This window comes from Desulfuromonas versatilis (assembly GCF_019704135.1).
GTDB lineage: Bacteria > Desulfobacterota > Desulfuromonadia > Desulfuromonadales > NIT-T3 > Desulfuromonas_A > Desulfuromonas_A versatilis.
This window is the reverse complement of sequence record NZ_AP024355.1, coordinates 3363525-3386470: the sequence shown is the minus strand read 5'-3', so window position 1 is coordinate 3386470 and position 22946 is coordinate 3363525. Positions and strand designations below refer to the sequence as shown.

Annotated in this window: 20 protein-coding genes and 1 tRNA gene; 16 read left to right on the top strand and 5 right to left on the bottom strand. The window is 64.8% G+C overall.

All coding sequences use genetic code 11. The features are described from left to right. Window positions 1-8 precede the first annotated feature (8 nt). A complete protein-coding gene (gene rplI / locus DESUT3_RS15140; RefSeq protein WP_221249309.1) occupies window positions 9-461 on the top strand; it encodes a 50S ribosomal protein L9 in 453 nt (150 codons plus the stop codon). 71 nt (window positions 462-532) lie between these two features. Continuing rightward, window positions 533-1903, top strand: a complete 1371-nt coding sequence (gene dnaB, locus DESUT3_RS15135) for a replicative DNA helicase (protein WP_221249308.1) — start codon at window positions 533-535, stop codon at window positions 1901-1903. 57 nt (window positions 1904-1960) lie between these two features. On the opposite strand, the gene DESUT3_RS15130 is transcribed toward dnaB, so the two are convergent. From DESUT3_RS15130 to dusB, 3 genes are all read right to left on the bottom strand, one after another. Continuing rightward, window positions 1961-3394: a sigma-54-dependent transcriptional regulator gene (locus tag DESUT3_RS15130; protein ID WP_221249307.1), complete on the bottom strand. Its 1434-nt coding sequence runs from the start codon at window positions 3392-3394 to the stop codon at window positions 1961-1963. Window positions 3395-3590: 196 nt separating this feature from the next. Then, window positions 3591-4691, bottom strand: coding sequence for a two-component system sensor histidine kinase NtrB (locus tag DESUT3_RS15125; protein WP_221249306.1), 1101 nt, complete (start codon window positions 4689-4691; stop codon window positions 3591-3593). Then, window positions 4688-5671, bottom strand: coding sequence for a tRNA dihydrouridine synthase DusB (gene dusB / locus DESUT3_RS15120; RefSeq protein WP_225911525.1), 984 nt, complete (start codon window positions 5669-5671; stop codon window positions 4688-4690). Before dusB ends, DESUT3_RS15125 begins: the two co-directional genes overlap by 4 nt. A 343-nt stretch (window positions 5672-6014) precedes the next feature. On the opposite strand from dusB, the gene DESUT3_RS15115 reads away from it, so the two are divergent. After that, window positions 6015-7337, top strand: coding sequence for a citrate (Si)-synthase (locus DESUT3_RS15115; RefSeq protein ID WP_221249304.1), 1323 nt, complete (start codon window positions 6015-6017; stop codon window positions 7335-7337). A 112-nt stretch (window positions 7338-7449) separates the two neighbouring features. Here the strand turns inward: DESUT3_RS15115 and DESUT3_RS15110 are convergent, their stop codons facing one another. Beyond that, window positions 7450-8247: a class I SAM-dependent methyltransferase gene (locus tag DESUT3_RS15110; protein ID WP_221249303.1), complete on the bottom strand. Its 798-nt coding sequence runs from the start codon at window positions 8245-8247 to the stop codon at window positions 7450-7452. Window positions 8248-8394: 147 nt separating this feature from the next. Between DESUT3_RS15110 and DESUT3_RS15105 the strand changes: the two genes are divergently transcribed. From DESUT3_RS15105 to DESUT3_RS15065, 9 genes are all read left to right on the top strand, one after another. After that, on the top strand, window positions 8395-8682 hold the full coding sequence (locus DESUT3_RS15105) for a hypothetical protein (protein WP_221249302.1): 288 nt from the start codon (window positions 8395-8397) through the stop codon (window positions 8680-8682). 207 nt (window positions 8683-8889) lie between these two features. Next, the gene (locus tag DESUT3_RS15100) at window positions 8890-9882 is read left to right on the top strand and encodes a permease (RefSeq protein WP_221249301.1); all 993 of its coding nucleotides are present in this window, start codon (window positions 8890-8892) and stop codon (window positions 9880-9882) included. 148 nt (window positions 9883-10030) lie between these two features. Further along, a complete protein-coding gene (locus tag DESUT3_RS15095; protein WP_221249300.1) occupies window positions 10031-11683 on the top strand; it encodes an adenosylcobalamin-dependent ribonucleoside-diphosphate reductase in 1653 nt (550 codons plus the stop codon). A gap of 29 nt (window positions 11684-11712) precedes the next feature. Next, window positions 11713-12000 (top strand): sll1863 family stress response protein, encoded by a 288-nt coding sequence (locus tag DESUT3_RS15090; protein WP_221249299.1) that lies wholly within the window; start codon window positions 11713-11715, stop codon window positions 11998-12000. Between the two features lie 10 nt (window positions 12001-12010). Further along, entirely contained in the window at window positions 12011-12691 is a 681-nt protein-coding gene (locus DESUT3_RS15085) for an SOS response-associated peptidase (protein ID WP_221249298.1), read from the top strand. Continuing rightward, window positions 12674-12753: transfer RNA gene (locus DESUT3_RS15080), tRNA-OTHER, on the top strand. The genes DESUT3_RS15085 and DESUT3_RS15080 overlap by 18 nt, the downstream gene beginning before the upstream one ends. A gap of 38 nt (window positions 12754-12791) precedes the next feature. Next, window positions 12792-13451, top strand: coding sequence for a glutathione S-transferase family protein (locus DESUT3_RS15075; protein WP_221249297.1), 660 nt, complete (start codon window positions 12792-12794; stop codon window positions 13449-13451). A 303-nt stretch (window positions 13452-13754) separates the two neighbouring features. Then, a complete protein-coding gene (gene mrcB / locus DESUT3_RS15070) occupies window positions 13755-16049 on the top strand; it encodes a penicillin-binding protein 1B (RefSeq protein WP_221249296.1) in 2295 nt (764 codons plus the stop codon). Next, complete coding sequence (locus DESUT3_RS15065; RefSeq protein ID WP_221249295.1) at window positions 16046-16651, top strand: tetratricopeptide repeat protein; 606 nt, start codon at window positions 16046-16048, stop codon at window positions 16649-16651. Before mrcB ends, DESUT3_RS15065 begins: the two co-directional genes overlap by 4 nt. A gap of 119 nt (window positions 16652-16770) precedes the next feature. Here DESUT3_RS15065 and DESUT3_RS15060 read toward each other — a convergent pair whose 3' ends face one another. Continuing rightward, a complete protein-coding gene (locus DESUT3_RS15060; protein WP_221249294.1) occupies window positions 16771-17421 on the bottom strand; it encodes a hypothetical protein in 651 nt (216 codons plus the stop codon). Between the two features lie 147 nt (window positions 17422-17568). Between DESUT3_RS15060 and DESUT3_RS15055 the strand changes: the two genes are divergently transcribed. From DESUT3_RS15055 to DESUT3_RS15040, 4 genes are all read left to right on the top strand, one after another. Then, window positions 17569-18771: a class I SAM-dependent rRNA methyltransferase gene (locus DESUT3_RS15055; RefSeq protein WP_221249293.1), complete on the top strand. Its 1203-nt coding sequence runs from the start codon at window positions 17569-17571 to the stop codon at window positions 18769-18771. Between the two features lie 121 nt (window positions 18772-18892). Further along, window positions 18893-19936 (top strand): sensor histidine kinase, encoded by a 1044-nt coding sequence (locus tag DESUT3_RS15050; RefSeq protein WP_221249292.1) that lies wholly within the window; start codon window positions 18893-18895, stop codon window positions 19934-19936. Next, window positions 19933-20610 carry a response regulator gene (locus DESUT3_RS15045; protein WP_221249291.1) on the top strand — a complete coding sequence of 226 codons (678 nt, stop codon included), beginning with the start codon at window positions 19933-19935 and terminating at the stop codon, window positions 20608-20610. Before DESUT3_RS15050 ends, DESUT3_RS15045 begins: the two co-directional genes overlap by 4 nt. A 179-nt stretch (window positions 20611-20789) precedes the next feature. Continuing rightward, window positions 20790-22931, top strand: a complete 2142-nt coding sequence (locus tag DESUT3_RS15040; protein WP_221249290.1) for a CHRD domain-containing protein — start codon at window positions 20790-20792, stop codon at window positions 22929-22931. Window positions 22932-22946: the final 15 nt, after the last annotated feature.

The window sequence follows — 22946 nt, the reverse complement described above, 5'->3', positions numbered from 1 at the left end:
AGGATACTATGAAAGTCATTCTTACGGAAAATGTCGAAGGTCTCGGCAACATCGGCGATCTGGTCAAGGTCAAGCCCGGGTTCGCCCGCAATTACCTGGTGCCCAAGAAATTCGCCGTCGAAGCCAGCACCCGCAACGTCAAGGAACTCGAGCACCAGAAGCGGATGGCCGAGCGCAAGATGCAGAAGGTCACCCAGGCTTCCGAGGTCCTCAAGGGCCAGATCGAAAAGGTGGCCTGCGTCTTCGCCCACCGCGCCAGCGAAGAGGGCAAGCTGTTCGGTTCCGTGACCTCCATGGAAATCGCGGCCAAGCTGGCTGAAGCGGGCGTCGAAATCGATCGGAAGAAAATCGTCCTCGACGAGCCGATCAAAACCCTCGGCGACCACGAGGTTCAGGTCAAGCTGCCCGCTGGCGTCGTCGCCACCATCAAGGTCCAGGTCGTCGCCGAGGCGGCCGAGTAAAGACGGATTCCCGGGGGGAGGCAGGAGCCGCGGGTGCGCAGCACCTGCCTCCCCCTGGAGTCGTTTGCAGCATGGAACAGACAGCTTCCCATCGCCTTCCGCCGCAGTCCCTTGAAGGTGAAATGTCGGTACTCGGCGGAGTCCTGCTCGAAAACGAGGCCCTCAACAAGGCCCTGGAAATCCTGCGTCCGGAGGATTTCTATCGCGACAGCCATCGCAAGATCTTCAACACCCTCATAGAAATCTCGGAGAAGGGCGAACCCGCCGACCTGGTCACCCTCACCGCCGCGCTGCAGAACAAGGGCGAACTCGATGTGGTGGGGGGCAGCAGCTATCTCGGTACCCTGGTCGACTACGTCCCCACGGCAGCCAACATCGCCTACTACTGCCGGCTGGTCAAAGAAAAGGCCCTGGCCCGGCAGTTGATCACCGTGGCCACGGAAATCGCCACCCGCGGCTACGAGGGGGGCGAGATCGAGAAAAATCTCGATTGGGCCGAAAAATCCATCTTCGAAATCACCGGCATGAAGGCCAAGGCGTCTTATTTCTCCACCAGGGAAATTCTCAAGGATACCTTCAAGGCCATCGAGAAGCTCTACGACCGCAAGGAGCTGGTCACCGGCGTGCCCACCGGCTTCAACGATCTGGACAACATGACCGCCGGGCTCCAGGGGGGGGATCTCATCATCCTCGCCGGGCGCCCCTCGATGGGCAAGACCGCCTGCTGTCTGAACATCGTCGAACACGCGGCGGTGCATTCCAAGAATCCGGTGCCGACCATCGTTTTCTCCCTGGAGATGGGTAAGGAACAGCTGGTCCAGCGCCTGCTCTGCTCGGTCTCCAAGGTCGACGCCAGCCGCCTGCGCACCGGCCACCTGGGCGACTCGGACTGGCCCAAGCTCACCGCCGGAGCCGGCCTGCTCAGCGAGGCGCCGATATTTATCGACGACACCCCCGGCATCACCGTGCTGGAGCTGCGCGCCAAGGCGCGGCGGCTCAAGGCCGAGCGGGGCCTGGGGCTGGTGGTGGTCGACTACCTGCAGTTGATGCAGGGCCACAATGCCGAAAGCCGCCAGCAGGAGATTTCCGAGATCTCCCGTTCGCTCAAGGCCCTGGCCAAAGAGCTGAACGTGCCGGTTATCGCTCTCTCCCAGCTCAACCGCTCGCTGGAGAACCGCACCGATAAGCGCCCGATCATGGCCGACCTGCGCGAATCGGGCGCCATCGAGCAGGACGCCGACGTCATCATGTTCGTCTACCGCGACGCCGTCTACTGCGACGCTTGCAAAAAGCGCGACAACAGCTGCGACAAGGGGCACGACAAGGACGCCGAGATCATCATCGGCAAGCAGCGTAACGGTCCCATCGGCACCGTCAATCTGACCTTCCGTGGCGAATTCACCCGTTTCGAAAACCAGTCCCGCCGCGACGACGGCCGTTAAAAAAAGCCCCGGTTTCCCGGGGCTTTTTGCATGGTTCCTCACCTGTCACCGTTTTAATCAATCTCTCTTGACATCGATGCCGAGGGTCTGGATCTTCTTGCGCAGGGTGTTGCGGTTGATCCCGAGGATCTCCGCGGCCTTGACCTGGTTGCCGCGGGTTTTCTCCAGCACGATATTGATCAGCGGCCGCTCCATCTGCGCAAGCACCATTTCGTAGAGGTTGTCCAGCTCCTGGACATCCATCTGGGCCAGGGAACTGCGCAGCTTGTTGCTGATCAGCGCCTCCAGCGATCCGTCCGCCTCATCGTTGGCGGGGCTGGCCAGCAGCGAGGGGAAGTCGGCGGGACCGAGCAGCTGATCGGGGGAGAGCAGCGCCGCGCGCTGCAGGGTGTTCTCCAGTTCACGGACGTTGCCGGGCCAGCTGTGGTTTTTCAGCAGCGCCATGGCCTCTTCGGTGCATCCCTGGGCGGGAACGTGATGCTCCTCGTGGGCCCGCTCGATGAAGTACTCGACCAGCAGCGGTATATCGTCGCGGCGTTCGCGCAGGGGCGGCAGCTCGATGGGAACCACGTTCAGGCGATAAAAAAGATCTTCGCGGAACTCTTTGGCGCGGACCTTTTCCTTGAGCTCCTGGTTGGTGGCCGCCACGATGCGCACATCGACGGAGATGGTATTGCTGCCACCGGTTCGGGTGATTTCCTTCTCCTGCAGCACCCGCAGCAGTTTGGCCTGAAGTTCAAGGGGCATGTCGCCGATTTCGTCGAGAAACAGGGAGCCGCCGTTGGCCTGTTCGAACTTGCCGGGCTTGCGCTCCGTGGCCCCGGTAAAGGCCCCTTTTTCGTAGCCGAACAGTTCGCTCTCGAGCAGGTCGCGAGGGATGGCGGCGCAGTTGATGGCCAGAAACGGCTTGCCGAGCCGGGGGCTGTTGTAATGGATGGCCCGGGCGACGAGCTCCTTGCCGGTGCCGCTTTCGCCGGTGATCAGTACCGTGACGTCGGACGGGGCGACCTTGCCGAGAATCTTGTAGACTTCCTGCATGGGCTGGCTTTTGCCGATAATGGTGCGGTCCAGCTGGTGGTGCTCCTTGAGCTCTTCCTTGAGGCGGGTGACCTCGTCGGAGACCGCCGAAGCTTTTTGCGCCTTGAGGATGATGGCGTCCAGCGCGTCGAGATCGAAGGGCTTGGTGATGTAGTCGTAGGCGCCGCGTTTCATGGCTTCCACGGCGTTTTTCATGGAAGACTCGGCGGTCATGATAATCACCAGCATTTCGGGGCGTTCCTGCTGGAACTGGGTCAGCAGGTCGAGCCCGGTGATGCCCGGCATCTTGATGTCGAGGATGGCCATTTCGTAGGGGGTGCGCCGGAACAGCTCCAGAGCCTCGCTCCCCGAGGAGGCCAGGTCGATGGTGAAGCCCTTTTTGGTCAGGGCCTTGGACAGCACCCAGCGGATGCTCTCCTCGTCGTCGGCGACAAGTATGCGGCGGATGGACATGGATGGGTTGCCTTTCGGATGTGCTGGAAATTTAACCTGATTCAGTGAATTCTGAGCGGGCCCTGGTGCAAGTCCTTGACCTGTCTAAGCGCTAAAAAAAATCACCGACGAACCTCTGGGGGGCCCCCGGTTTTTAAACCCTTATTCAGACCAGGCATTTGCACCCTCTTTCCGCCCCGACCCCAGGGATTCAGGTTTAACGCAGAAAGGGCAGGGAGACGGAAAACGTGGTCCCTTCGCCCGGGGTGCTGGTGACCTTGAGAAAGCCGCCGTGCTCGTTGACAATTTTCTGACAAGTTGCCAGCCCCAGGCCGCTGCCCTGGGTTTTGCTCGTGTAAAACGGAGTGAAGATCTGCTCGATATCCTCGGCTTTGATGCCGCGGCCGGTGTCCCGGACCTCAACCACGATCAGCGGGGCCGGCCGGTTGCCCGCTCGGTAGAGATGCAGGTCGGGAGCAACCTTGGTGACGATCTCCACCCGGCCGCTCCGATCGATGGCCTCTGCGGCATTCTTGATCAGGTTCAGGAACAGCCTCGTCAGCAGGTTCTCGTCACCACGGATCGGCGGGATACTCGGGTCGAGGCTGAGGATGAACTCGAGGGATTTGCCGCGATGGGCCTCCTTTTGAAACAGCACGATGTCGCCCAGGATCTTGGCGAGGTTGACTTCGGTCCACTCGGGAGGCCGGGGCCGGGCCAGATCCATGAGCTCCTCAATGATCCCGTTGACCCGCTCCACCTCGCGAATCATGACGTCGGTATACTCGCGCAGGTGACTCGTCTCGGGCAGCTCCATGGCCAGCAGCTGGGTGGCCCCCTTGATCCCCCCGAGTGGGTTTTTCACCTCGTGGGCCAGGCCCGCGGCCAGGGTGCCGAGCATGGAGAGGCGGTCGGCCCGGCGCACCGCCTCCTCCAACTCCAGAACCCGGGAGAGGTCGCGGATGATCAGGACCACGCCGTCCTGTTCTCCGGTTTCGTTGAAAATCGGCGAAACCGACAGGCTCACCGGTAGCGGCGGGGCCGATGGCCGATGCAGGAACACGTTCTGGTGATCCGAAATCGAGCGTCCGTCACGGATCGCTGCCTCGATGAGGTTGATCAGCCCCGCCTGGCCCGCGAACAGGTCCTGGTAGGGGCGGCCAAGGCCCTGGCGCTCGGAGAGCCCGGTGCAGTCCTGCGCCGCCGGATTGAACAGGCAGATCCTGCCCTTGCCGTCGATGGCGATGACCGCCCGGTCGATGTTTTCCAGAACGCGAAAGTAGAGTTGGGCGTCGGCGCCCTCCCGGTCTATTTTCATGCCGCACCTTGCTGTTCGTCCGCCGCTGCGCTGAAAAACTCCCTGGTCGCAGCGTTCATCTCTTCCAGGGTTTCGGCATGGTTGATCCGGGTGCGAAATCCTGCCGCCCCGGCGAGGCCCCGCGAATACCAGCAAAGATGCTTGCGCATGTCGCGCACGGTTTTGCGTGGTCCGAAGATCTCCTGGAACCACTGCAGGTGGCGCAGGGCGACCTCGAGACGTTGCGCGGCGCCGGGAGCCGGCAGCGACTCGCCCTGCTGCAGGGCCAGGCAGTCGCGAATCAGCCAGGGATTGCCGTAGCCGCCGCGGCCGATCATGACTCCGTCGCAGCCGGTCTGTTCGAGCATCGCCTGAGCGTCCTGGGCCGTGAAGACATCGCCGCTGCCGATGACCGGCAGGTTCAGTGCCTTCTTCAGTTCGCGGATCTGTCCCCAGTCCGCCTTGCCGCCGAAGCCCTGGGCCCTGGTCCGGGGGTGCAGGATGAGGGCATCGGCTCCCTCGGCCTCGGCGATGCGCCCGACTTCGAGGAAGTTGACCGATTGACTGTCCCACCCCGAGCGGATCTTCACCGTCAACGGCAAAGCGCTGGCGCGCCGCATCGCGGCCACCGCCCGGCCGACTTTCAACGGGTCGCGCAGCATGGCGCTGCCGGCGCCGCTGCGTACCACCTTGGTGACCGGGCAGCCGAGGTTGAGATCGACCAGTTCGCCGTCGCCCTGGACCATGGCTGTGGCTTCGGCGAGCACCGCCGGGTCGTCCCCGAAGAGCTGAATGCCCAGGGGGCGCTCCTCGGGCGCGGAACGGAGCAGTTGCCGGGTCCGCTTGCCGGCCCGGATGAGCCCGTTGGCGCTCACCATTTCCGTATAGACCAGGGCCGGACCGAAGCTCTTCATGATCATCCGGTAGGGCAGGTCGCTGATGCCCGCCATGGGGGCCAGGATAATATTGTTCTGCAGTTGCAGGTGCGCGATTTGAATCATTTTTTTCTGCCTAAATATTGTGCATTCTAGCATGGCGACTCTAGAAAGCAAGGGAAAAAGCGGATGGGGGCAGGCCGAGGAGGCATACTGTATACAAAATAGCGCTTGACATACCCTACTTGAGTTGATAGAACATTTGTTGAATGATGAGGGGCCGCCAAGGTATAGATTGACGCCAGTGGCGGCTCTTTGCAGCTTCGATTTCCCGGTCCGGCGCACGGCGGGCTTGAGACACCCGGCGGCCGGAAAGGAATGGTTCGCTGTTTTTTAATGTGAATTCCCGGCAGTTTAGCCTGATGGGGGCTTGCCCATCGATTTTTCATTTCACCAAAGGAGAGAGAGCATGGCGACACTGAAGGAAACACTGTTCAAGAAGATCCAGGAGCACCGTCCCCGCACCACCCGCCTGGTAAAAGAGTTTGGTGACGTAAAGCTCGGCGAGGTTACCATCTCTCAGGCCATCGGCGGCGCCCGTGGCGTCAAGTGCCTGGTAACGGACATCTCCTACCTGGATCCGATGGAAGGTATCCGCTTCCGCGGCATGACCATTCCCGAAACCTTCGCGGCACTGCCCAAGGTGCCCGGCTGCGAATATCCCTACGTCGAGGGTTTCTGGTACCTGCTGCTGACCGGCGAGGTGCCGACCATGGAGCAGACCCTGCAGGTGGTCGAGGACTTCAAGGCCCGCGCCGAAGTCCCCCGCTACGTGATCGACCTGCTGCGCACCATGCCCCGCGACACCCATCCCATGACCATGTTCTCCTCGGCCATCCTGGCGATGCAGCGCGAGTCGATCTTCGCCAAGAAGTACGCCGAAGGCATGAGCAAGATGGACTACTGGGATCCGATGTACGAGGACTGCTGCAATCTCATGGCCAAGCTGCCCGAGATCGCCGCCTACATCTACCGCATGAAGTACAAGGGCGACACCCCCATCGCCTCCAACAAAGACCTCGATATGGGTGGCAACTTCGCTCACATGATGGGCATCGCCAAGCCCTATGACGACGTGGCCCGCATGTACTTCATCCTGCACTCCGACCACGAGTCCGGCAACGTCTCGGCCCACACCACCCACCTGGTCGCCTCGGCCCTCTCCGACGCCTACTACAGCCTCTCGGCCGGCATCAACGGTCTGGCCGGCCCGCTGCACGGCCTGGCCAACCAGGAGGTTCTCGGCTGGACCCAGGACTTCATGAACAAGCTCGGCGGCAAGGTGCCCACCGAGGAAGAGCTCAAGAAAGCCCTCTGGGACACCCTCAACAGCGGTCAGGTCATCCCCGGCTACGGCCACGCCGTTCTGCGCAAGACCGACCCGCGCTACACCTCGCAGATGGAGTTCTGCCAGAAGAACCTCCCCGACTACCCGCTGTTCAAGCTGGTCAACATGATCTACAAGGTGGCTCCGGGCGTCTTGATGGAGCATGGCAAGGCCAAGAACCCCTGGCCGAACGTCGATGCCCAGTCCGGCGTCATCCAGTGGTACTACGGGCTGACCGAGTACGACTTCTACACCGTGCTGTTCGGTGTCGGCCGCGCCCTGGGCGTGCTCGCCAACATCACCTGGGACCGCGCCCTCGGCTACGCCATCGAGCGTCCCAAGTCGGTTACCACCGCCATGCTGGAAGAGGCCGCCGGCATCACCAAGAAGGCCGCCAGCAACTGATAGGCAAATAGATTCCGTTCAATGGAATAGGGGATGCCCAAACGGGCATCCCCTTATTTTTTGTGACTTTTTCGAGCTGCCGGCAGCCAGAGCTCGGGACCGGGCCGGGGGACTATTTCTTTTCCTTCTCCAGGCGGGTGGCGTAGACCAGCAGCTTGCGGTCGGTGAAGTTTTCGACCTCGCCGGCGAAGGTCTCGATCTGGAAGTAATCGTGAACCTTGTCGGAGGCCTCGATGAAGTGCTGGTTGAGCCGCTTCACCCCTTCCCGGTTGAGCCCCGAGCGGCGGGCCCAGGTGGCGAAGTCGTGGTTTTTGGGAAAGACCTTGGTCTCCTCCACGGCAAAGCCGGCCTCTTCCATCATCGTCACCCACTCCTCCCGGGTGTATGCCCTCACGTGGGTCGGGTCGCGCAGCTTTTCCATGGTCTGGTAGAATTCGGCGATTTCCGGGTCGTCGGGCAGCAGGGTGTCGACGATGGCCAGGCGGCCCCCCTTGCGGCGCAGCACCCGGTGAAATTCCCTCAGGGCTCGAGGCACGTCGGGAAAATGGTGGGGAGCGATGCGGCAGGTGAGGATGGTGAAGGACCCCGCCGGAAAGGGGAGGTCCTCGGCGTCGGCCTCGCGGAAGGTGACGTTCTCGACGCCCCCCTCCTCGCTGATATACTCCTGGGCTTTTTTGAGCATCAGCATGGTCAGGTCCGAAGCGACCACGCTGCGCACCAGCGGGGCGAAATGCAGGGCGGTGTGCCCGCCGCCGCAGGCCACGTCGAGCATGATGTCCTCGCCCGTCGGTTGCAGAAGCCGGACCATTTCGGCCAGATCCTTGCCCTTGGCAAAGCCGTTGTCCCGCACGTAGCTATCCGCCGTGCGTCCGAACTGCTCTCTGACCCGGTCTTTGAAGTTGCTGGTCATCCATGGCTCCTTGAGGTTTGCCTATTATACCACCGGGAATGTGAATATTCTTGAACCGGAAACCGGCAGGTGTTAAACAACAGGCCCAGGGTCTGCCTGAACGGTTCGCTTCGGCCCCGCTCAACGCTAAGTCGGCGGGAGGATAGCATGTTTTCCGCTGCTTTGGGAAGCCTCGGTTTGTCGCCGGTGGACCCGACTGACCCTCCAGGCGGCGGGCGGTCACCCAACCTGCTGCGGTTGGCGGAAGGAAAAAAGGCCGAAGAGTATCTGCGCACCCTGCGCCATGCAGATGGTCCCAAGGGCCAGACGCAAAAACACCAGCCCTCCGGTAACGACGGTATCGAAAGTTCTTCCCACGCCCAGGGCACCCACCCGGAAATTTCACGCCGTTTATTATACCGGCTATTTACGGCCGTGCAGGGGAAATTTTCATGAGGCGCGGCCCCCTGCCGCTGGAACGGCTTTTGCTACAACCTGCAGCGGTGATCTCGGGGAGGGCATTGCCTGGCGGAGCCCGGCCAGGCGCGAAGGCAGGTGCCGCAACGCCAGCCGCCCGGAAATAAGGCTGCCGTTTCGGCAGAAAACCGTCTGGGTGGTCCCGCCTGGGCGACGGAAAACTACCCGGAAAAAGGTGAATGAATTATGGATGCATTGATCAAGGGGATTGCCGGACTCGGCCTGGAGATCTGGCACGAGTTCGTTTATATCCTGCCGTTTCTGGCCATCGGCGTGTTGCTTGAAGCGACAATCCGGACCTTCAAGTGGCACGTAAAGATCCGCAAGGCGCTGACCCGCTTCGGTGTCATCTCCATCCTGCTGGCGACCCTGCTGGGGGTGGCCAGCCCCTTGTGCGCCTGCGCGACCCTGCCCCTGGTGATCTCCCTGCTGCTCGCCGGGCTGCCGCTCGCCCCGGCCATGGCCCTGCTGGTGACCTCGCCGCTGATGAGCCCGGCGGGCTACACCCTGCTCAACTGGGAGCTGGGGGTGGGCTGGGCCAACGTGATCCTGGTCTCGGCCATCTTCATGGGGCTGTATGCCGGCTACCTGACGCACTTTCTGCGCCGCTACGGGTTTTCCGAAGAGCGGCTGTTTCGCCAGGCTCTGCCCGCCGGGGATTTCCACGATCCCGACTATCCCGTGGAGGAACTGCGCTGCGACTGCGGCAAGCAGCTCTCCCATCGGGTGGACCGCTGCACCCACAACAAGTTCCTGGTGTTTCTGGCCAAGTTCTGGGAAGGGTCGCTGAAGATCGGCAAGTTTACCCTGATCGGCCTGCTTATCGAGGTGGTGGCTTCCAGCCTGATCCCCCATGAGTGGGTGGCCGCCCTGCTGGAGGGGGAGGGCATCATGCCCATCCTCACCCTGACCTTTGCCACCATCCCCCTGCACCTGCCCCAGGTGACCGCAGCGGCCATGCTCTACGGGTTCGTGTCTCCGGAGGTGGGGGAGGGGATCACCCTCGCCAAGGGGTCGGGCATCGCCTTGCTGATCGGCGGCCCGGTGACCGCCCTGCCGGTAATGGCGGTGTTCATCTCCATGTTCCGCAAGCGGGTGTTGTTTCTCTACTTGGGGCTGTGCATCTCGGGGACTCTGCTGCTGGCCTTTACCTACCGGTTGCTCCCCTTCAGCTTCTGATCCCCCTTCGCGCAAACAGGAAACGAGGCGGCCCCAGGGTCGCCTTTTTTCATTCTCGGGCGCCCCAAGGCAAGCGCTTCTGGTATCCTGAAGGTGTGCTACATCCACGATTCAAAGCGGGCGGCATTTATCCGGAGGAGCGAAGGGCGTGCCTGGCGAACTGACCCCCAATGCCCTGGTGACGCTGCGGGCAAGGTACCTGCGAAAAAACCAGCGGGGCGAGGTGGTGGAAAACCCCGAGCAGCTGTTCCGGCGCGTGGCGCGGGCCGTGGCCGCCGCCGAGAAGGCCTTCGGCGGCTCCGGCGCTGCCGCCGAGGCTGAGGAGCTGTTCTTCGAGGACATGGCGGCGCTGCGGTTTCTGCCCAACTCCCCGACCCTGATGAATGCCGGCACTGAAATGGGCCAGCTGGCGGCGTGTTTCGTGCTCCCGGTGGCCGACTCCCTGCCGGAGATCTTCAATAGCGTGCGCGACGCCGCCCTCATTCACCAGAGCGGCGGCGGCACCGGGTTCTCCTTCTCCCGGTTGCGCCCGGCCGGCGACCGGGTGAAAAGCACCATGGGCATCAGCTCGGGGCCGGTTTCCTTCATGCGGGTTTTCGACGCCGCCACCGAGGCGATCAAGCAGGGGGGAACCCGCCGCGGCGCCAACATGGGGATTCTGCGGGTCGACCACCCCGACATCCTGGATTTTATCACCGCCAAGGACCGCGAAGGGGAACTGGCCAACTTCAATATCTCGGTCGCCATCAGCGACGGCTTCATGGCCGCCCTAAACCGCGGTGGGAGCTACCCGCTGGTCAATCCCCGCGACGGCGAGGTGGTCCGGGAGCAGGATGCCGGGGAGGTCTTCCGGACCATCGCCGCCCATGCCTGGCAGAATGGCGAACCAGGGGTGGTCTTCATCGATCGGGTCAACGCCTCCCACCCGGCCCGCCACCTGGGCGAGATCGAAGCCACCAACCCCTGCGGGGAACAGCCGCTGCTCCCCTGGGAGGCGTGCAACCTGGGCTCGCTGAACCTGCTGCGCTTCGCCGACCGGCAGGGCGTCATCGATTTCCCGCAGCTCGGGGAAGGGGTTGCCCGGGCGATCCGTTTTCTCGACGACGTGGTCGAGGTCAACCGCTATCCGCTGCCGGCCATCGCCGAGATGACCCGCAAGACCCGCAAGCTGGGGCTGGGGGTGATGGGCTTTGCCGATCTGCTGATCCTCAGGGGGATCCCCTACGGCTCGGAAGCCGCTCTGCGGGCGGCCGACGAACTGATGGGCTTCCTCCGCCGCGAGTCCCTGGCCGCCTCGCGGCGGCTGGCCCAGGAGCGCGGCCCCTATCCCGGCTTCGCCGGCAGCCCCGGGCAGCGGGCCGGGGAAGCCCCGCAGCGCAACGCCACCCTCAACACGGTGGCTCCCACCGGCACCCTGAGCCTGATCGCCGGGGTGTCCAGCGGCATCGAGCCGGTCTTCGCCTTTGCCTACCAGCGCCACGTGCTCGGCACGGTGCTGGAGGAGGTTCATCCCCTCTACGAGCGGCGCCGGCGCCTGGGCGAGCCGATCGACCCGCGGGTGTTCGTCACCGCGCGGCAGATCTCCCCCGAATGGCATGTGCGCATGCAGGCGGTGTTTCAGGAGCACGTCGACAACGCGGTCTCCAAGACCATCAACTTTCCCGCCGAAGCGCCGGTGGAGGAGGTTGAAAACGCCTTCCTGCAGGCCTACCAGCTTGGCTGCAAGGGGCTGACCGTGTACCGGGACAGGAGCCGCCGTCAGCAGGTGCTCAACGTCTGCGACAGCAAGTGTCCGCTGTGAGCGGCCGCGGTCGGGGAAAGGTTGTCAACATGGACAGGCAGAAAGAATTTATCGAAGAGCTCTCGGCGCAGATGGTCGAATGGGACGTGGCGATCGAGCTGCTCCAGGAGCAGGCCGAGACCGGCACCCCCGAAAAGCGTTACGAGTACGCCAGGGCCATTGCCGAACTGCAGCTCAAGCGGGACGAGGCGGCGGAAAAGCTGCAGGGGCTGGCGGCCGCCGGCGAGGACGAATGGGAGGAGCTCAAGGCCGGTGCGGAGATGATCTGGGACGAGGTCAAGGCGGCCCTGCGCGAAACGCTCAAGAAGCAGAAGTGACAGGATCACCATGTGCGGCCGCTTCTCCCTGAGCCTCGATTTTGCCGATCTGCTGGAGTATTTCCAGATCGCCGGCTCCCCGCCGCCCTTCTCCCCGCGCTACAATGTCGCCCCTTCCCAGCAGGTGCCGGCGATTCGCACCGAGCAGGGAGCGAGGCGCCTGGTGATGCTGCGCTGGGGGCTGGTTCCGTTCTGGGCCGAAGACCCCCGGATCGGCTATCGAATGATCAACGCCCGGGCCGAGACCGCCCACCGCCTCCCGGCCTTCCGGGCCGCGTTCCGCAAGCGACGCTGCATCATCCCGGCCGGGGGCTTTTTCGAATGGCGCAGGCAGGGCCGGCAGAAGCTGCCCTTTCACATCTTCCGGCGTGACGGCAGGCCCCTGGCCCTGGCCGGACTCTGGGAGTCCTGGCGCGACGAGCAGCAGGGCAGGGAGATTGAATCCTGCACCATCCTTACCACCGCTGCCAACCGCCTGCTCGCCGAGCTGCACGAGCGGATGCCGGTCATTCTCGAGCCTGCGGACTTGGCCCGATGGCTCGACCCGGAGCAAAGCAGCCCCGCGCCCCTGGCGACGCTGCTGCGCCCCGCCCGGGAGGGGGTTCTCGACATGTACCCGGTGTCCGATTACGTGAACAAGCCCCAGAACGAGGGGGCGCGGTGCATCGCCCCGGCCGAGGTGAGCGGCTGAAACAACCTGTGCCCAAAGCGGCCTCGGCCAGGCAGCCGCGGGGTCGATTCCTGTCCGCGGCAGCCGGGGCCTCAACTGGGCATCGCCCAAGGAGTGAGTCATGGAAACCATCGAACTGTTCAGCTCGCGGGTCTGCCCCTTTGCCCATCGCAGCCGGCTGGCGCTGATGGAGAAGGGGATCCCTTTTCGCCTGGTGGAAATCGATCTGCGCAACAAGCCATCCTGGTACCGGGAAGTCACCCCCACCGGGGCGGTCCCGGCGCTGCGCCAGGGGGAGTTTCTGCTGCGCGAGTCGCTGATCATCAACGAGTACGTCGATGAGCTGGCCCCGGACCCGCCGCTGCTCCCCGCCTCGGCCCAGCAGCGGGCCCAGGCCCGGCTCTGGATCGATTTCGCCGCCGGCAGCTTCGTCCCCCTGTTCTACCGGCTGCTCAAGTCCCAGCACGAGGAACAGCGGCAGGAGCTTCGCGGCGAATTGCAGGCGGTTCTCGCCACCCTTGACCAGGAACTCCAGCGGCGGGCAGGGCAGGGGCACTTCTGGTTCGGCAGGCAGGTGGGGCTCACCGACATCGCCTTCTATCCCTGGTTCGAGCGCTGGGCGGTTCTGGAGCATTACCGGGATTTCCCCCTGCCCGAGGGCCTTTCGGCCCTCCGGGCCTGGATCGGCGCCATGCAGCAGCGCGAGGCGGTCCGGCTCGGCGGGCAGCCGGCGCAGTTCTACATCGCCGAATACGAAGACTACGCCAGGGGCAGAAAATAGGGGCGCGAGCCGGTGCGGGGCCTTCCCGCCACCCGCGCCGGCGCCCGGCGCACATCCCTTCGCCGACACCCCCGCCGCGCTTTTCCTGCCGCCAGGGTCCGAATCCGGGTTATAATCTCGCCCGGGGTGCGGAAAAAATCCATGGACCATCGTTCTGGGTCCGTGAGTACTGGCCAGGCCTTCCCCGCTTTTCCCGCCCCGAACCTACGGATTCAGGATTGACTTTGCAGGCCTGTCCGCCGCATCTTATGCCGTGCCCTGACGCTCGGCACGGAAACTCCCCCAGAAAGGTTCGCACTCGCTATGGCCCGGCGCCCCAAAGCCAAGAGAAGATTTCCCAGGTTCCTGCTCCTGTTCGCCCTGCTGGGGCTGGCGGTGGCGGCGGTGGTCACCGCCTATCTCGATCTGACCGTGCGCGAGCGCTTCGAGGGGAAACGCTTCGCCCTGCCGGCGCGGGTCTATGCCCGGGCGCTCGAACTCTACCCGGGGCTGCGTTTGAGCCGGGCGGAAATGGTCGACGAGCTGGCCCTGCTCGGTTACCGCGAAGCGTCTCAGCCCAGCGATCCGGGAACCTTCCGCTGGCGCGGCGAGAGCCTCGAACTGGTGACCCGCCCCTTCGCCTTCGGCGACGGCCGCCAGCCGTCCCAGGCCCTGCAGGTCGAGTTCTGGGGCTCCCAGGTGGGTGGGGTTTTTCCCCGCGGCGAAAACCGCTCCCTGGACCTGGTGCGGCTCGATCCTCCGCTGATCGGCGGCATTTATCCCGGTGAAAACGAGGATCGCCTGCTGGTGAAGCTCGACGAAGTGCCCCGGCACGTGATCGATGCCCTGATCGCCGTGGAGGACCGCCGCTTCTACTCCCACCTTGGCATCGATCCTCGGGGGATCGCCCGGGCCCTGGTCACCACGGTCAGCGGCGGCGGGGTGCAGGGGGGGAGCACCCTGACCCAGCAGTTGGTCAAGAACTTCTACCTGAGCGCCGAACGGACCCTGCGCCGCAAGCTGACCGAAATGGTCATGGCGGTGCTGCTCGAGGTCCATTACAGCAAGCAGGAGATCCTCGAGACCTACCTCAACGAGGTCTACCTGGGCCAGGACGGCAACCGCGCCATTCACGGCTTCGGGCTGGCCAGCTCCTACTATTTCGACAAGCCCCTGGAGCGCATCGGGGTTGCCGAGGCGGCGCTGCTGGTGGGGATGCTCAAGGGGCCCTCCCAGTACAGCCCCCGCGCCCAGCCCAAGCGGGCCCTGGAGCGCCGCAACCTGGTGCTGGCCCAGATGGCCGAAACCGGCGCCCTCAGCGAGGCCCAGCTGCGCAAGGCCCAGGCGGCGCCCCTCGGCGTGGTGTCGCGCCCGCCCCGGGGCACTTCGCCCTATCCGGCCTTTCTGCAGTTGGTACACCGGCAGCTGCGGCGCGACTACCGGGACGAGGACCTGCGCTCGGAGGGGCTGCAGATCTTCACCTCCCTCGACCCGCAGGTGCAGCGCGCCGCCGAAGGGGCCTTGAGCCGGCGCCTGGCACGCCTGGAGAAGGGCCGCAACATCAAGTCGGGCCTGCTGCAGGGGGCGGTGCTGGTGAGCAGCACCCAAAACGGCGAGCTCCAGGCGGTGGTGGGAGGGCGCGACCCGCGTTACGAAGGGTTCAACCGGGCCCTCGACGCCCTGCGCCCCATCGGCTCGCTGGTTAAACCGGTGGTCTACCTGACCGCCCTGCAGCAGCCCGGTCGCTACACCCTGGCCTCGCCCCTCGATGACGGCCCGCTGCTGCTGCGCCAGGCCGGCACCAGCGACTGGGAGCCGAAGAACTACGACAAGCAGTTTCACGGCCGGGTTCCGCTGCGCAGCGCCCTGGTGAATTCCTACAATGTCTCCACCGCCCGGCTCGGCCTGGAGCTCGGCATCCCCCGGGTGATGGAAAACCTGCGCCGGCTCGGGGTCGACCGCGACCTGCCCGGCTATGCCTCGAGCCTGCTCGGCGCCAACGCCCTGAGCCCCCTCGAGGTGACCCAGGTCTACCAGACCCTGGCCAGCGGCGGTTTCCGGACCCCGCTGAGCGCAATTCGCGAGGTTCTTACCGCCGAGGGCGAAACGCTGCAGCGTTACCCCCTGGAGGTGGAGCAGGAGAGCGAGGCCGCCCCGGTCTACCTGCTGACCGCGGCCCTACAGGACGTGGTGCGCGAGGGGACCGCCCGCGGGCTCGCCGAGTACCTGTCGCCCGAACTGCAGGTGGCCGGCAAAACCGGCACCACCGACGATTATCGCGACAGCTGGTTCGCCGGGTTCACCGGCGATCGGTTGGCGGTGGTCTGGGTGGGCCGCGACGACAACGAACCCACCGGGTTGAGCGGCGCTTCCGGGGCCATGGGGGTGTGGGGAGAGATGATGGCCGGGCTGGGCCCCGAACCGCTGCTGCCGCCCGAGCCGGAAAACATCGAGCGGGTCTATATCGATGCGGTCTCGGGGCTGCGCAGCGAATCCGGCTGCCGCAACGCCGTCGAGCTGCCGTTCATCGCCGGTTCGGCCCCCAGCGAATTTGCCCCCTGCGACCCGGAGTCGATGGGGCGGAGCATAGAGAACTGGTTTGAAAGGATTTTCCGATGATCCGTGTGTTTCGTCGCGCCGCCCCCTTCGCGGCGCTGCTGTTGCTGACCGGCTGTGTCGCCATGCAGCTGGCGCCTCCCGAACCGCCGGTGTCCTCCCCGGTTACGCCGCCCACGGGGCGCTCCCTGCCCGAGGCGCCGCCGTCACGGCCGGCTCCGGCGCCCCAGGAGCCTGAAACGGCCCCCTACCAGCGTCCGGTTTACCAGCCGCCGCCCGTCGAAACCCCGGTCTACGAGGCTCCCTCCTACCAGCCGCCCCCCGAGCCCGCATCGCGGAACACCGCGGTGGTCGCGCTGCTGCAGAAATCCCAGGGGCAGGCCTCCGCCGGGCAATGGGATGCCGCCGGCGCATCCCTGGAACGGGCCCTGCGTATCGAGCCGCGCAACCCGGCCCTCTGGCAGGAGCTGGCCCGGGTCCGTCTGGGGCAGGGCGATTACCGGCAGGCCGAGAACCTCGCCGCCAAGTCCAACGCCCTGGCCGGGGGGGACAGGCGGTTGCGGGCGGAAAACTGGCGGATCATCGGTGAAGCGCGCAAGCAGCGGGGGGATGCGGCCGGCGCCAAAGAGGCCTTCGCGCGGGCCGAGCGGGAGCGGGGATGGTGAGGAGTGAGGCGTAAGGCGTGAGGCGTGAGGCGTGAGGCGTGAGGCGTGAGGCGTGAGGCGTGAGGCGTGCACCTATTACGCATTACGAATTACGCATTACGGCCCAGGGCCCACGGCCCTCAGCCGTCCTCCGCCTGGTTCTGGGCGGCTTCGAGGCGGGTTTCCAGGTACTCGACGATGCGGGCGATCTGCCCGCAGATCTCCTCGGGAATCTGCTCGGCGGAGCGCAGGGCGGTATCCAGGCGCCGGGCGGCGCTCAGCCCGGCCTTGAGATGGACGGAGGGGTCCGCGGGGGGCTCCTCGCGGGCGGCGACCTCCTTGAAGCGCTTGAGGATGGTGGGGTGGCTGCGCTCTTCTTCAACCACGGCCTTGCGCAGCTCGGCGTATTCCTCGTTGGAGAAGTTCTTCTCCTCCCGCGCCTGGCGCAGCAGGTCGATGTTGCGGAAATCGGGCAGGGGCTTCAGCTCGCTTTGCCGCGCCAGCAACTCGGGCTCGTCCTTCTCCATGTAGCGGTAGGCCAGGGTCAGCTTCTGGGCCGTGGGCTTCTTGATGCGGATTTCCCGCGAGCAGTAATCTTCGAAAGAGTCGTACCCCCACTCGCGAAACAGGTTGGCACTGCTGACTGCCAGCAGCCGCTCGCCCAGCTCCACCCAGGATGACTTGAAACGGCGTGCCGTATCCAGCACCAGGTAGCGCGGCGAGCCGGGATCGAGCTCCCTCATGATCGTTTCGATATGCTTTTCGCCGCTGGATTTCGGGGCGTCGCTCATGGTCGGTCCTCCTGGGGTGCTGACGGTGGAGGGGCAGTCTAGCACAGTCCGTTTGAGCGGTGAAGGGATTTGGGGTTGGCGAAAGAATTGTTTGCAGGTACAATCGGCCATCCGCGGATTTCATCCTCGAACAGAAAGCGCTCGCTGATGGCAAACAAACGTTGTGTGGTCGGTCCGGAAACCGTTCGCATGCTGGAGTTGGGACACCCCTGGGTGATTGCCGACCGCCATACCCGCACCTGGCCCCCTGGAAAAGCGGGCGACCTGGTCGACCTGGTCGACGAGAAGGGCTCGCTGCTGGCCACCGCGCTGCTTGACCCGGGCGATCGGGTGGTGGCCCGGGTGCTGGGACCGGGGGGGCAGAGTTTGGACCGTGAATGGCTGCGCCGGCGCCTGGAACTGGCCTTGAACGTACGCCGCGAGCATGCCGATCTGAGCGAGACCAATGCTTACCGGGTGGTCAATGGCGAAGGGGACGGCCTGCCGGGGTTGACCCTCGAGCGCTATGGCGACTACCTGATGGTGCAGCTTTATACCGCCGCCTGGAACCCGCATCTTCCTTTGGTGACCTCGGTTCTGCAGCAGCTGCTCGCCCCGCGGGGGATCTATGAAAAATTCCGCCCCCAGCAGACCCGGGGGCTGGCCGCCGAAAAAGCAGGCAAGCGTTACAGCCGGCTGCTGGCCGGCGAAGCCGCTCCTGCCCGGGTGGAGGTGCAGGAAAACGGGCTGAGCTACCTGGTCGATCTCAAGGAGGGGCTCAATACCGGCCTGTTTCTCGACCAGCGGCGCAACCGCCAGGACCTGGCCCGCAGGGTGAAGGGCAAGCGGGTGCTCAACCTGTTCGCCTTTACCGGCGCCTTTTCCGTGACCGCCGCCGCGGCCGGTGCCGAACGGGTGGTCAGCGTCGACGCCTCGGCCGGCTACCTGGACTGGGCAAAAGAAAATTTCGGCATCAACCGTCTCAACCCCAAGCGCCACGACTTCATTGTCGGCGACTGTTTCAAGGTGCTCGAGGAGATGGTCCGCAACCGGGAGTCTTTTGATGTGGTGTTGATGGATCCGCCGAGTTTCTCCACCACCACCAAAAGCCGCTTTACCACCCGGGGCGGCACCTCCGACCTGGTCGCGGCGGCACTGGCACTGCTGCCCTCGGGCGGATTGATGATTACTTCGTCCAATCACCAGAAGGTTGAACTGGCCGACTACCTCAAGGAGTTGCGGCGTGGCGCCCTGCAGGCCGGGAGCGAGTTGCGGGTGCTGAGGGTTCTTGGCCAGGCTGAGGACTTTCCGTTCCCGGTATCGTTTCCCGAGGGGCGCTACCTCAAGTACGTGATAGCCGCCCGGGCCTGAACCCTGGGGAACCTCCGGGCGATCAGTGACTGTCCCCTTCGCGGGGGAGCGATGGACGCCGAGGAACCCGGCCTGGTGCCGGCGGGTTCGGATCGCGGGGCTGTCCAAGCGGGGTGTTCGCATGAACAAGTCGGCAGAAGGCGCGGTACTCGACAATCCCAATGAGTTGGCAGGGGCAGAGCTGTTGGCTCTGCGCTGCACCTCGAACCCGGGGGCTGCGGACCAGGGACCACGGGGGAGCCGGCTCGCGCACTACCTGATCCAGCACCCGGGCCAGTTGATCGCGGCCCTGGCGGCCTGGGTGTTTTTCGCTGAATTCGGCGCCATGATGCTGATGGCGCAGTTTCCCCCCATGGGCGACAAAGTCGGCGCCCTGCTGGACGCCGGGGTGCTGGTTCTGGTTCTGTCGCCAGCCTATTTTCTGTTCTACATCCCTTTGAAAGAACTGCTGGTGGAGCGGCTGCAGAATGAGAAGGAGATTCGGCACCTGTCCCGGCGCCTGCTGCGTGCCGGTGAAGAAGAGCGCAGGCACCTGGCCCGCGAATTGCACGATCAGTGCAGCCAGACCCTGACCGCCCTGCACTTCGGGATCGAAACCCTCAAAAACACTTTGCCGGGCCCGGATGAGCAGACCTCCGGCCAGTTTCAGCAACTGGGGGGACTGGTCGACAAATTGGCCGGGGACCTGCGCAGCATCACCAACGACCTGCGGCCCACCATGCTGGACGAGCTCGGCCTGGGCCCCGCCCTGCGCTGGCACATCGAGGAGTTCTCCAGGCTCCTGCCGGGCGTCGAGGCCGTATTCGAGCCGCCCCAGTGCCATCTGCGGCTGGTCCCCGAGGTGGAGCTGACCCTGTTCCGGGTCTGCCAGGAGGGGCTCAACAATGTGGCGAGGCACAGTGGCGCCAAGCGGGTTCAGGTTGACCTGAACCGCGTCGGAGAGTGTATAATGTTGACCATACAAGACGATGGGGTCGGGTTTGACCCCGAACATGTTCGTAGACGGGTTCAGCACCCCGGGGCCATTGGGCTGGTGGGGATGCGGGAGCGCGTCGCTGCAGTGGGAGGGCACATGCGAATTGTCTCGGCGCGTCGGCAGGGTACGCGGATCGAAGTGCGCCTGCCTCTGGCCGGTAATATGGATGAAATGGGGTTGGCCGGATGAGGCAGATCAGGGTCGTGATTGCTGATGACCATGCCTTGGTCCGGGAGGGGTTGCGGCAACTGCTCTCCACCCAGGCCGACCTGGAAGTGGCGGGAGAGGCCGCCGACGGGGTCGAGGCGCTGGACCGGTGCAGGAAGCTGCGCCCTGATGTGCTGCTTCTGGATATCGCCATGCCGCGCATGAACGGTCTGGAAGCCATCAAGGTGATCCGTGAGGCGGCCCCCGACACCAAGATCATCATGCTCTCCATGTTCGAAAAGGAGGCCTACGCCCATCAGGCCCTGGAGGCCGGGGCCAACGGCTACGTGCTCAAGGGCGCGCCGAGCGCCGACGTGTTCGCCGCCATCCGCTCGGCCGCCAAGGGGGGCTATTACTTCAGCCCGCAGATTCACGCTGCGGTCATCGAATCCTATCTCAACACCCGCAACCCCCAGACCGGCAAAGTCAAGGAGAGCGGTTTCGAGTCGCTCAGCGAGCGTGAGCAGCAGGTCTTCCTGCTGGTCGTGGAGGGCAACTCCACCAGTGAAATCAGCAAGATTCTCTGCGTCAGCCCGAAGACCATCGAAAAGCACCGGGCCAACATCAGCAAAAAGCTCGGCCTGACCAACCCGGTGGACATGGTGAAGTACGCCATCCGCATCGGGGTTCTCGACCCCGAGTTCTGGACCAGTTGAACCCGTCCCGTTTTCATCATCTCCCCCGCAGAAGTTTGAAGGATTTTCTCCCAAAGTAGGGTATCCCTACCTCCAAATGGGGCCAGCTCCCCATAGCCTTCGCACCTCAAACGGGTAAAAATGTAAACACGGTTTTACATACCGGCAACGATTTGCTTTGTCTAAGAGGGTGAACGGTTATGAAATTTTCTTCGCGATTCCGCGAAACTGTTGGATTGTGGGCGATTGTTCTGCTGCTGCCCGGCGTGTCCATGGGGGCACTGGATTCTATTTCCGGCAAACAGGCCGGCGATCCGCCGGCATTGACCTCGATCCTGCCGGTCGGGGTTGCACCCGACGGCGACCCCACCCAGGTGGCGGTCAGCCTGGCCAACGGCTTTCCTCTCTGGTACCAGGACGCCAACGGCCTGAAGCTGCAGCTTTGCCTCGACTCGACGCTGGAGGTGGCGCCGGGAGTGGTGATCAACCCCTGTGAGTACGAGCCCCCCGCCCCCTTTGCCCCCGCCTCCTTCCCCGCCAACTTCGGTGCTGAGGCTATTTACTGGTCCGCGGCCGCCTTGGGGAGCTTCAGCAGCACCGGCATCGCTGTACCCAGCTCTGCCCTGCTGGTGCTGGCGTTGGAGGCCACAGGGGCCAACGCCGCGGCGCTGGTCGACGGCAACCAGGCCGTGTTCAGCCGCATCCGCATCCGCGTCGATGCCCCGGTGGTCGGCACTTACCGGGTTACCCACCCCTACGGGACCAGGGACTACGTGGTTACCACTCCGGGGGTCCGGGCCATCAACCAGACCCAGGACCTGGGCATCGCCGCCGCCCAGAACTTTTTGGCCGCCATGCTCGACGGGCCCCTGCCGGCCGCGCCGCCGGCTCCCACGCCCCCCTCGCTGGACGCGGGCATCGTCAACGCCGATGGTCTCACCATCGGGCCGTTCCTGGTTCCTGCCGCCGCCCACGGCGGGGTCTTCGATCCGCTCGATCCGGCCACCTTCACCGGCGGCCCGGTCTCCCTGGGCGGGGCGACCTACATCGGGCTGCCCTTCGCGCCTCCCGCGCCGGCCGCGCCGACCATCCCGGTGGATATCTTCCAGCCGGCGGTCGGCAGCGCTTTCATCCCCGCCGGCGAGGCGGCTCCGGCGAACTTTTTCCGCATCGAGCTGGTTGCCGATGCCGCCGGCAATCCTCCCGACGCCGATGGCAGCTTCGGCGGCTTTTTCCTCAACGCCGACGCAGCTTCTCAAGTGGTGCAGATCGACGACTTCCTGCTGATCGGCAAGGTCTTCGAGGATCAGCCCAACCTGGCGCCGGTCGCCGCGGCCGATGTCGCCGGCACGGCTGCCGGGCGCAGCGTCAATATCGATGTGGTCGCCAATGACCTGGATGTGCTGGGGGCCGGCAACGCCTACGGCATCGCGCCCCAGGCCATCGCTTTGGCCGACGCGGCGGGGCCGGTGCTCAATGCCGCCGGCATGCCCCAGTTGACCGCCAATCTTCCCACCCTGGCCGGCGGTACCGTGCGCAGGATTACCAACATTTCGACGGGGCGGACCAGCTTCCTCTATACGCCTCCGCCGGCCGTCGGGGGGATCGCCTTCACCGGGGAGGACAGCTTCCAGTACGTGATCCAGGACGCAGGGGGCCTGATCTCCACTCCGGCGACCGTCAGCGTGACCGTGGAAGAGTTGCTGCTCGCTCGGGCCGATTACCGGGGCAAGACCGGCAAATGGCACCTGAGCGGGACCAGCAGCGACGCCACCGACAACCTTCTGACCTTTTACGGTGGGCCGCGCGCGCGGCTGACCCCGGATCAGCAAGTTCAGGTCCCGGCGGTAAACAGCGAGGCCCGCGGGCAGATCTTTTTGCGGGTCACCGAGAGCGCAATTGAATTTGCCCTGGACGTTGCGCCGCTGCCGGCCACGGCGGTGACCGGGATTCAGCTCCATGTGGCGGCCGCAGGCGCAGAGGGCCCGGTGATCTTCTCCCTCTACGAAAGCGGGGTGGACGGGCCTTTCACCGGCAGCCTCGCCGGGACGCTGACGGCTTTCGACCTGCAGACCCGGGCCGCAGCGGGGGTCAGCTCCTTTGCCGATGCGGTGAGCGCCATCCTCGGCGGCAATGTCTACCTCAACGTTCATACCGGCGCTTTCCCCTCCGGGGAAATCCGCGGCCAACTGCAGCGGCCGGTGATCGGCACCGCCGCGGTGGTTGGTGGAGATTGGGAATTCAAGGGTAAATCCACCGCCGCCCCGGGCAAGATTCCCAGCGTGAGCGTGGAGTCGAGCAACAAAGTCCGGGTGCTTGGCGTCCCCCTGCGGATGCGCTGAGCGGCCCTGCGGGAG

Bases quoted from the DNA above. Each gene is read 5' to 3' on its own strand.
- dusB (WP_225911525.1), bottom strand. From the start codon at position 5,671: ATGATTCAAATCGCGCACCTGCAACTGCAGAACAATATTATCCTGGCC.
- DESUT3_RS15075 (WP_221249297.1), top strand. From the start codon at position 12,792: ATGGAAACCATCGAACTGTTCAGCTCGCGGGTCTGCCCCTTTGCCCAT.
- DESUT3_RS15130 (WP_221249307.1), bottom strand. From the start codon at position 3,394: ATGTCCATCCGCCGCATACTTGTCGCCGACGACGAGGAGAGCATCCGC.
- DESUT3_RS15050 (WP_221249292.1), top strand. From the start codon at position 18,893: ATGAACAAGTCGGCAGAAGGCGCGGTACTCGACAATCCCAATGAGTTG.
- mrcB (WP_221249296.1), top strand. From the start codon at position 13,755: ATGGCCCGGCGCCCCAAAGCCAAGAGAAGATTTCCCAGGTTCCTGCTC.
- DESUT3_RS15055 (WP_221249293.1), top strand. From the start codon at position 17,569: ATGGCAAACAAACGTTGTGTGGTCGGTCCGGAAACCGTTCGCATGCTG.
- DESUT3_RS15060 (WP_221249294.1), bottom strand. From the start codon at position 17,421: ATGAGCGACGCCCCGAAATCCAGCGGCGAAAAGCATATCGAAACGATC.
- DESUT3_RS15105 (WP_221249302.1), top strand. From the start codon at position 8,395: ATGTTTTCCGCTGCTTTGGGAAGCCTCGGTTTGTCGCCGGTGGACCCG.
- rplI (WP_221249309.1), top strand. From the start codon at position 9: ATGAAAGTCATTCTTACGGAAAATGTCGAAGGTCTCGGCAACATCGGC.
- DESUT3_RS15115 (WP_221249304.1), top strand. From the start codon at position 6,015: ATGGCGACACTGAAGGAAACACTGTTCAAGAAGATCCAGGAGCACCGT.
- DESUT3_RS15040 (WP_221249290.1), top strand. From the start codon at position 20,790: ATGAAATTTTCTTCGCGATTCCGCGAAACTGTTGGATTGTGGGCGATT.
- DESUT3_RS15045 (WP_221249291.1), top strand. From the start codon at position 19,933: ATGAGGCAGATCAGGGTCGTGATTGCTGATGACCATGCCTTGGTCCGG.
- DESUT3_RS15085 (WP_221249298.1), top strand. From the start codon at position 12,011: ATGTGCGGCCGCTTCTCCCTGAGCCTCGATTTTGCCGATCTGCTGGAG.
- DESUT3_RS15125 (WP_221249306.1), bottom strand. From the start codon at position 4,691: ATGAAAATAGACCGGGAGGGCGCCGACGCCCAACTCTACTTTCGCGTT.
- DESUT3_RS15110 (WP_221249303.1), bottom strand. From the start codon at position 8,247: ATGACCAGCAACTTCAAAGACCGGGTCAGAGAGCAGTTCGGACGCACG.
- DESUT3_RS15065 (WP_221249295.1), top strand. From the start codon at position 16,046: ATGATCCGTGTGTTTCGTCGCGCCGCCCCCTTCGCGGCGCTGCTGTTG.
- dnaB (WP_221249308.1), top strand. From the start codon at position 533: ATGGAACAGACAGCTTCCCATCGCCTTCCGCCGCAGTCCCTTGAAGGT.
- DESUT3_RS15100 (WP_221249301.1), top strand. From the start codon at position 8,890: ATGGATGCATTGATCAAGGGGATTGCCGGACTCGGCCTGGAGATCTGG.
- DESUT3_RS15090 (WP_221249299.1), top strand. From the start codon at position 11,713: ATGGACAGGCAGAAAGAATTTATCGAAGAGCTCTCGGCGCAGATGGTC.